Genomic DNA, 9,270 nt, shown 5'->3' with positions numbered 1-9,270 from the left:
AGTTCTTCCCGCCCAAGACCGAGGCGGGGGAGCAGCTGCTCTGGCAGGCCATCCGCGAGCTGGAGTCGCTGCGCCCGTCGTTCGTGTCCGCTCGATGCTGCCCCGGCCGCCCCGGTGACCGAGCCGGGCGGCCGGTCGGCGCTGTCCGGCCCGACCCTGTCGCTGGCGACCCTCGCCGCGATGCGGCCCTCCGCCGACGGCCAGCCGCCCGCCGTCTCACAGTGGGCGCCGCAACCGCCGGCCGCACCCCAACAAACCCCTCCGGCGGTACGCGCACCCGCCACACCCCCGTCGCCCGGCCACGCCACCCCGGCACCGGTGCCAGCCCCTCGGGCGATGCCCGTTCAGCCGGCATCTCCGTCGACGCCGGCCGAGCAGCGGTCAGCAGACCGAGCGCCGTCCGGGCCGACCGTCGCACCACGCCAACGATTGGGCGGTCACGCGACCCCGCCGGTGGTCGACGTGCCACCCGCGACGTCGACCCCAACCGCCTCGGCGTCGACCGCTCCGCCGGCGACACCGGCGGTGCCGGCACCTCGCTGGGACAACCCCACCATCCAGGTACGGCAGATCGAGCCGCTGCTCGCTGAGGAAGCCGCCCGAGCCGCCGCCCGGCCAACCACGTCGAGCGAATCGCACACCGTGTCCGGCACCGAGGCGACATCATCGGGCAGCCCCTCCCCGACCGTCGGCCAACCAGGGCCGGCGTACCCGGTGAGCGGGCCGCCGGCCCAGCCGATCAGCGCACCGCCAGTGACCCCGTCACCGATCTCCGCGCCCCCCAGCCCGCCGTACCCAGTCTCGGGACCGCCGGCCCACCCATACCCTGTCTCCGCACCGCCCGGCTACGGCCCACCCGGGTCCGCGGCACCCGGACACACCTACCCGGTCTCCGCACCACCCGGCTACGCCCAACCAGTGTCCGCACCACCCGGACACACCTACCCCGTGTCCGCACCGCCCGGCTACGGCCCACCCGGGTCCGCACCACCCGGACACACCTACCCCGTGTCCGCGCCGCCCGGTTTCGGGCCGCCCGTCTCGGGGCCGCCCTACGGGCCGCCCGTCTCCGCGCCGCCGGTGAGCGCACCACCCGTACCGCCCTGGGGGTTGACCGCACCACCCTGGAGCAGCAGCGCCCCACCGCAGCCCCTGCCAACTCCAGGTGCCGACTCCCCCACCCAGAGCACTACGGCCGCGCAGACAGTCACCACCGGGCAGGCCCCGGTGGCTGGGCAGGCCATGATGGACGCGGGCGGTACCGGCGCGGATGTCGACTCTGGCCTGGGCATCCTCGACGCCCCGGTGGTGCCGACTCAGCGGGCTCCTGGCGCGCTGTCCGACCAGACCGTGGTGTTGCCGTCCGTTCCGGCGCAGCGCGGCCCGGCCGGGGTCGACACCAGTCCGGGCTGGCCCGCCGCCGCACAGGCGGACCCCACCGCCGCGCATACGCACCTCACGGCCGCCCAACCGCACCCCACCGCCGCGCCAACTCACCGAGAAGGCACCCAGGCGAACCCGGGCATCGCTGAGGCAGGCCCCATCGCCGCGCAGCCGAGCCCCGCTGCGCAGCCGGCTTGGCCCTCGTCCGTCGGCGCCGACCCGGCGCTGGCACCGCCAGCCGCGCCGCCGCCGGTCCAGCAGTACCACCACCAGCCACCTCAGGGGTCGTACCCGGCCCAGGACCAGCGCCAGGCGCCGTACCCGGGTCAGCAGTACCACCCGGTGCCGGACGCGTACCGGCCGGCGTACGCCGATGACAGTGGGTCGACGGGCCGCAACCGGGCGGCGCTGGTCGGCGCGGTCGTGGCGGCCGGGGTGGCCGTCGTGGCGGTGGCGGGCCTGGGTGCGGTGATGCTGACCCGCGACGATCCGCCGCCGGCCGGGACCGCGCCGACGGCGGCGGCACCGACGGCGGCCGGGCTTCCGCCGGGCGATCTCACGCTGCGGGACGATTCGACCACGATCACGTTGACCTGGACGGACCCGACCGGCGGCGCGGTGCCGTTCATGGTCGCCGCAGGTCGGGCCGGGCAGGCCCTGGGCGTGATGGCCACCGTGGACCCGGGCCGGACCAGCTACACGGTCAACGGGTTGAACTCCCGAGTGGATCACTGTTTCACCGTTTTGGCGGTCTACTCCACTGACAGCTTTGCGACTTCCGGACAGGTGTGCACCGCGCGGGAGCGTGGAGCCACGTCGAGCGGGGAGCCCTCCGGCCGGGCGTCGCCGCGCTGAGTCGCGCCGAAACCGCGCCGAGTCGAGCGGGAACCGGGCTGAGCTGGACGTCCACAACGCACACTCTCGGTATCCACAGGGGTGACGGTGCGGGTTCCCCCGCCACCACCAGCGCCATATGATGGCACCCGGCTCAGGGGAGGGGTCGCCGGAAGGCGCGCCACCTGCCACGACTCAGGGGAGGCAGCCGGCTGTGGCCAGCATCGACGACGCCGTACAGGCCGAGGCCCCCCGCTCCCGGTCCCGGCTGCGCGGTGGGCTGGTGACCGTCGGCACGGTGGCCGCGCTGTTGGCAGCCATGGGGCTGACCGTCCTCGGGTTGGGCGCGGCGGACAACGCGGTGGCCAACTACGACGCGAGTTCCTGGCTGTGGAGCACGGCGCGCAGCGAGCTGGCCCGGGTCAACGGGGTCACCGCCCGGGTGGACACCCGCACGGAGATCCCCGGTGCCCGGCAGCATCCGATGCAGATCACCCAGACCGACCGGCTGCTGATCCTGCGGGACCTTCAGAGCGGGCAGGTCAGTTCCCTGGATCTGGCCACCCTCCAGCTCAGCGCTACCACCCGGACCACCCCCGGCCTGGGCGTCAGTGTGGCCCTGCACGAGGACGCGGCGTTCGTCGTCGACGCCGTGCAGGGCATCGTCCGGCAGCTCGACCCACGGTCGTTGACCCCGGTCGGCGAGCCGGTGCGCTATCCGCCGGGCATCACGGGCGGCACCTTCGACGGTAAGGGTCGGCTCTGGATCGCGGTGCCCAGCCAGGGCACGGTCTCGGCGATCACCGCGGCCAAGCTGCCGTCCGCGCCGGCGACAGCCAGCGCCGGGCTCAGCCCGCAGCGGGTCGAGTCGTACGACGTCGCCGACGCCAGCCACGAGCTGGTGGTCTCCACCCTCGACGACGGGGTGGCGGTGCTCGACCGGACGGCGGGGAAGCTGGTGCGGGTGCAGCGCGGTGAGGTGCACCCGACGGCGCTGACGCTGTCCGGCCCGGCGGCCCTGCCGTCGCGTACCAGCGGCCCACGGGTGCCGGTCACCGTGACCGCCGACCGGCGGGTGCTGCTGGTGGGTGACGGTGGGCAGGAGAGCGCGTTCACCGTCCCGGGTGAGGGGGACCGGCTCAGCCCGGCGGTGGCCTGGGCGAACCGGGTCTACTGCGCCGACGAGGCCACCGGCACCATCTACTCCTTCGACGCGGCGGGTCAACTGGTCGAGACCATCCGCGGGCGGGCCAACGGGCCGCTGGAGCTGGAGGTCCGGGAGAACCACCTGTTCATCAACTCCCCCGACTCGTCGACCGCCCGGGTGGTGGACGACAAGCACCAGGTGCGCGAGGTCAACAAGTACGCCAACGACGTGCTCGGCGGCGACCCGCCGCCGGTTCCCCCGCCGCCGCCTCCGCCGAAGAAGCCGCGGGTGGGCAAGCCGAGCGCGCCGCGCAGCGTCACCGCCGCCGCCGGCAACGCCCAGGCGCGGGTGAGTTGGCGCCCGGCCGCCGCCAACGGCGCCGAGATCATCAAGTACGTGGTGCAGGGCGCCGGGCAGCGCCTGGAGGTCGGCGCGAACCAGCGGGCGGTGGAGGTCAAGGGTCTGACCAACGGCGAGACGTACCGGTTCGCGGTGCACGCCGTCAACGCCAAGGGCGACGGCCCGCCGCGCAACAGCAACCCGGTGACGCCGACGGCGGCGGTGCCCGACCCACCCGCGAGCGTCACGGCGCAAGAACGGCCGGACGGCACGGTCCTCGTCAAGTGGCCGGCGGCGAACGGGCAGGGCAACACCATCGCGAGGTACGCGGTGACGGCCAGTTCGGCGGGGACGAACGCGCCGGCCGGTGAGTCGACCAAGACGGAGCTGGTGGTGCCCGCCGGTGAGCTGGAGTTCGGCACCCAGTACGCGTTCACGGTGGTGGCGGTCAACAGCAAGGGCGCCGGGTCGGCGGCGTCGCCGGTCAGCAACACAGTGGTGCCGTTCGCGGCGCCCGGTCGGCCGCTCGACCTGCGCGCCGGCACGGTCGCCAACCAGCCGGGCGCGGTGACGGTGCAGTGGGCGCCGGCTGAGGCCAACGGTCGGCCGGTGACGAAGTACCTGGTGGACGTCGGTGGGCGGGTCAGCGAGGTGACCGACACCCGCACGACCGTCACCGGGCTGGGCAACGGCCAGAACGTCACGGTGAAGGTGAAGGCGGTCAACGAGGCGGGGCCCGGCCCGGAGGCCACCGCCACGGCCCGCACGGTGGCCGAGCCACGGGTCACTGTGACCGGCTCGTCGTCGACGGCCACCGGGGCGACCGTCACGTTCACAGTGGACGCCGGTGGCGGTCAGGCCACCTGCACGCTGACCACGACTGGCGAACCGGCGAAGACCGGGGCGTGCTCCAGCATCACGATGACGGGCCTGACGCCGGGCACCAGCTACACGTTCACGGTGACGGCGAGCAACGCCGCCGGCAAGGGCACCGCCACGAAGGCGCAGGCCACCCAGGCGCTGTACGGGATCGCGACCTGCCGCAACGGCGCATCCGGGCCCGAGTCGACCTACTGCGACAGCGACCGGGAAGGCCGCAACGGCAACGAGGTCTTCAAGGTCACCCGGCAGGACAACGACCAGCAGGCCGGCTGGGCCAAGCCCGGCACCCGGCTCCAGGCGTACTGCAAGAAGTCGGGCGAAGAGGTCTACGCCTACATCTACAACAACGAGAAGCGCAGCACCTGGTGGGTGCAGGTCAACTACAAGGGGAAGAACTACATCCCGTGGGCCTGGCTCAACCTGGAGGGCGGCGATGACATCAAGGTCCTGCCCACCTGCTGAACCACCAGGCGAGGAGCACCACCGACCGTGAACACCCACGAGCCGCTCACCCAGCCGGAGGTGCAGGGCTTCGCCGCCCTGGCCGCCCGGCTGGCCGAGAACGTCAACGCTGTGGTGCTCGGCAAACCGCAGGTGGTGCGGCTGGCGCTGACCGCGCTCTTCGCCCAGGGTCACGTACTGCTGGAGGACGTGCCCGGGGTCGGTAAGACGACCCTGGCACGGGCCATCGCCGCCACTGTTAAGGGTGAGTGGCGGCGCATCCAGTTCACGCCCGACCTGCTCCCCTCGGACGTGTCCGGCGTGACGATCTTCAACCAGGCGACCCGGGACTTCGAGTTCCATCCGGGGCCGGTCTTCGCCAACATCGTCATCGCCGACGAGATCAACCGGGCGTCGCCGAAGACCCAGTCGGCGCTGCTGGAGGTGATGGAGGAACGGACTGTCACTGTGGACGGGGTCCGGCACCCGGTGCCGTCGCCGTTCCTGGTCGTCGCCACCCAGAACCCGGTGGAGATGGACGGCACCTACCGGCTGCCCGAGGCGCAGTTGGACCGTTTCCTGGTGAAACTCTCCGTCGGCTACCCGGACGAGGCCGTCGAGGTGGAGGTGCTGCGCGGCGCGACGGTGCGGTCCCCCGAGGCGCTCGCCCCGGTCACCGACACCGCCACCGTCGGCGAGATGGTCCGGATGGCCCGCCGGGTGCACATCGCGGAGCCGCTCTACGCGTACGCGGTCCGGTTGGCCGCTGCCACCCGCACCCACCCGCAGGTGCGCGTCGGCGTCAGCCCTCGGGGTGTGATCGCGTTGACCCGTGCGGCGTGCGCGTACGCGCTGATCGACGGGCGGGGCTGGATCATGCCGGAGGACCTGAAGGCGCTCGCCGAGGCGGTCTTCGCGCACCGGCTGCTGCTCACCCCGGACGCCCAGGTGCGCGGGATGACCCCCGCGGAGGTGCTGCGCCAGGCCGTCGCGTCGGTGCCGGTGCCGCTGCCGTCGGGGCAACCCGCTCCGGTGCAGGGCTGACCGGCAGTAGCGCGATGGGAATCACCGCCCGTGGGGTCGGGCTGCTCGTCGCCGCCGTGGTGCTGCTGGGGGCGGGTTTCCGGTTCGCGTACCCCGAGTTGACGTTGCTCGGCGCGGCGGCCGGCGCGGCCGTCGGCTACGCCGCGCTGGTCGCGGCCTGGCGGCCCCGGCTGACGGTGACCCGTCGTGCGGACCCGGACCGGGTGGCGCGTGGCGAGCCGGCGAGCATGACGTTGACAGTGCGCAACACCGGGCGGCTGCGCTCGGCGAACCTGCTGGCCGAGGACCGGTGCGGCCAGCGGACCGTGCCGGTGCCGGTGCTGCGCCTGCGACCCGGCCGGGACACCGAGGTCCGCTACGACGTGCCGACCGACCGTCGTGGGGTGGTGCTGGTCGGGCCGCTGCGGGTGACCCGCCGGGATCCGCTGGGTTTGGTGGCGCTGGCCCGCCCGTACGGTGCGGCGGTGCCGGTCTGGGTACACCCCCGGATCCATCCGCTGACGGCCGTGCCCAGAGGCGCGGGCCGCAGCCTCGACGGTCGGGTGGACGGTGTCCCGCACGGGTCGATCACGTTCGACTCGCTGCGGGAGTACGTGGTCGGCGACGAGTTGCGCCGGGTGCACTGGCGCACCAGCGCCCGGGTGGGTGAGCTGATGGTGCGGGAGAACGTGGACACCAGCCTGCCGCGCCTGGTCGTCCTGCTGGACAACCGTGCTGCCGCGCACCCGCAGCGGGTCGGCGGGGTGGCGGAGTCGTTCGAGTCGGCCTGCGAGGCGGCGGCGTCGGTCGTCACCGCCGCGCACCGCGCGGACCTGCCGGTGCTGCTGCTCATGGTCGCCGCCGAGCCCGCCGAGGCCACGACACCCGGCGGCGAGGCCGGCGGCGCGCTCGGGCCGCTGGACCGGCTCGCCGCCGCCGACCTGTCCGACGACGGTGACGCGGTGCGGGCGGCCACCACCCGACTGCGACAGGACCGGCTCGGCGACACGCTGATCTTCCTGACCGGGCCCGCTGGCCGCGACGAGCTGGGGCACCTTGGCGCGCTGCGCGGGGCGTACCCGTCGGTGGTGGTCGCGGTGTTCGGCGCGGCCGAACCGACCCCGCCGGGCACCGCGGGTCTCGTGGTCGTCGACGCGGCCGACGGCGCGCAGTTCGCCGCCGAGTGGGACGGGGTACGCCGGTGGTGACGCTCGCCGGGCGGGTGCTGCGGGCGGCGGTCCTGCCGCTGGCCCTGATCGGGCTGACGGCGCTCGCCGGGGTGGTGCTCGGCCGGGTGTACGCGGGCAACCTGCTGACCTGGCTGGTGATCGGCGCGGCGGCGGGTTCGGTGCTGGTCAGCGTGGCCGCCCGGCGGCTGCCGTCCTGGTTGGTGGCGCCGGTGTCGGTGGCCGCGATGGCCGGCTGGACACTGTGGTCGCTGCGGATGGCCGCCACCCGCGCCGAGTTGCCGGGCGGCCTGCTGGAGGTCAGCGCGGACGCCGCCCGCAACGGCATCCCCCGGCTGCTCACCGCGATGATCCCGGTGGAGCCCACACCGGACACCGTGCTGGTGCCGGTCGTCGCCGCCTGGCTGGCCGGGCTGACCGGCGCGGAGGTGGCGCTGCGCACCGGCCGGGTGCTGCTGGGCTATCTGCCGGCGGCGGGGCTCTACGCCGCCGCCCTCTACGTGGTCGGCCCGAACGCCGAACCGGCGGTGGGGTCGACAGTGGTGTTCGTCGCGGTCGCGGCCCTCGGCCTGGCCACCCCCACCCGCACCGCGGCGGGCGGCGGCGATCCGAGCGCCGAGCTGACCCCCGGGGTACGCGCGGCGGTGCGACTGCGGCTGGCCACCAGCGCGGCGCTCGGGGTGGCACTGGTGGTCGGGCTGGTGGCGTTGCTCGGCCCGGTCGTCGCCGAGCAGGTCGACGGCCGGCCGGTGGACCCGCGCCGGTACGTGGAGCCACCGCAGGTGCAGACACTCGACGAGAACCCGCTGATCCGCATCTCCGGCTGGGCGCTGCACCCGGAGCAGAAACTCCTCGACGTGAGCACGGAACGCCCCGACGCACCACCCGCCGGCCCCCCGCCGGAGGCCGATCCCGCAGCGGACACCGCGCGCAGTGTGCGGATCCGGTTGGCGGTGCTCAGCGACTACGACGGGGTGACCTGGCGCGTCGGCGCGACGTACCGCAACGCCGGGCGGATCCTGCCGGCCGCTGCCGTGGCCCGCGACAGCACCGTGCGGACGGTACGGCAGCAGATCAGCGTGGCCGAGTTGAGCGGCCGTCTGCTGCCCGCCGTGGCGACACCCCGGGAGGTCAGTGGCGCGCGGGTGGCGTACGACCCGGCGAGCGGGACGCTGATCCGACCGGAGGGGCTGACGCCGGGGCTGCGGTACGCGGTGACCTCCGCCGAGGAACGCCCCGACCAGAATCTGTTGGCCAGCGCGAACGTGCCCGCCGGTGAGGAGGTGGCCCGGGTGCTGCGGGTCGCCGACGGGGTGCCCGACCCGATGCGCCGGCTGGCCACCCAACTCGCCGAGGAGAACGGTGCCCCGTTCGCGCGGGCGTCGGCGATCGAGCAGTTCCTGGCCGAGCACTACCGGGTGGTGGCGGACGCGCCGAGCGGGCACGCGTACCCGAACCTGGGTTTCTTCCTGTTCGGGCCCCGCAACGGCGGCGGGCAGGAGGGCACCTCGGAGCAGTTCGCGGCGGCCTTCGCGGTCCTCGGCCGGCTCTCCGGGCTGCCCACACGGGTGGTGGTGGGCTTCCGGACCAGCGGGCAGGGGCCGGTGCTGGCCGGTGACGCGTACGCCTGGCCGGAGGTGCTCTTCGACGGGCTGGGCTGGGTGCCGTTCGACCCGCTGCCCCGCCCCGACAACGAGCCGCGACCGGTGGAGGAGGACTTCCGCCCGACGCCGGAGGACCCGCCCCCGTCGGAGGCGCCGGCACCGACCGCCGAGCCCAGCGCCTCACCGGAACCGGCGACCGCCGCCGACGCCCCAAACGGCAACGACGGGCTCTCCACGCCGGTGCTGGTCGCCGGCGGCAGCGGCGGACTGCTGCTGGTGGTGGGGGCGCTCCTGCTCACCCTGCTGGCGATGCGCCGCTCGCTGACCCGCGGCCGGCTCGTGCGGGGCGACCCCGGCCAGCGCATCGCCGGCGCCTGGCGGGAGGTCACCGACGCGCTCCGGCTGGCCGGCAGACCGGTCGGCGACGACC

General features: G+C 74.5%; 5 protein-coding genes and 1 pseudogene. All 6 read left to right on the top strand.

Going from position 1 to position 9,270, the window contains the following annotated elements:
* A pseudogene (locus ABZ749_RS21150) lies at positions 1 to 89 on the top strand (methylenetetrahydrofolate reductase); the annotation flags it as partial.
* Positions 90 to 1,080: 991 nt separating this feature from the next.
* Entirely contained in the window at positions 1,081 to 2,238 is a 1,158-nt protein-coding gene (locus ABZ749_RS21145; protein WP_357230169.1) for a hypothetical protein, read from the top strand.
* 193 nt (positions 2,239 to 2,431) lie between these two features.
* On the top strand, positions 2,432 to 5,047 hold the full coding sequence (locus tag ABZ749_RS21140) for a fibronectin type III domain-containing protein (RefSeq protein ID WP_357230167.1): 2,616 nt from the start codon (positions 2,432 to 2,434) through the stop codon (positions 5,045 to 5,047).
* Between the two features lie 27 nt (positions 5,048 to 5,074).
* On the top strand, positions 5,075 to 6,070 hold the full coding sequence (locus tag ABZ749_RS21135) for a MoxR family ATPase (RefSeq protein ID WP_124777372.1): 996 nt from the start codon (positions 5,075 to 5,077) through the stop codon (positions 6,068 to 6,070).
* A gap of 14 nt (positions 6,071 to 6,084) precedes the next feature.
* Positions 6,085 to 7,257 (top strand): DUF58 domain-containing protein, encoded by a 1,173-nt coding sequence (locus tag ABZ749_RS21130; RefSeq protein ID WP_357230165.1) that lies wholly within the window; start codon positions 6,085 to 6,087, stop codon positions 7,255 to 7,257.
* On the top strand, positions 7,233 to 9,270 hold a 2,038-nt coding region (locus ABZ749_RS21125; RefSeq protein ID WP_357230163.1), incomplete at its 3' end, for a transglutaminaseTgpA domain-containing protein. The genes ABZ749_RS21130 and ABZ749_RS21125, both read left to right, overlap by 25 nt.

The organism is Micromonospora sp. NPDC047753 (genome assembly GCF_040642735.1).
In the GTDB taxonomy this organism is placed as follows: Bacteria; Actinomycetota; Actinomycetes; order Mycobacteriales; family Micromonosporaceae; genus Micromonospora.
This window is presented reverse-complemented; position numbering and strand designations above follow the sequence as displayed.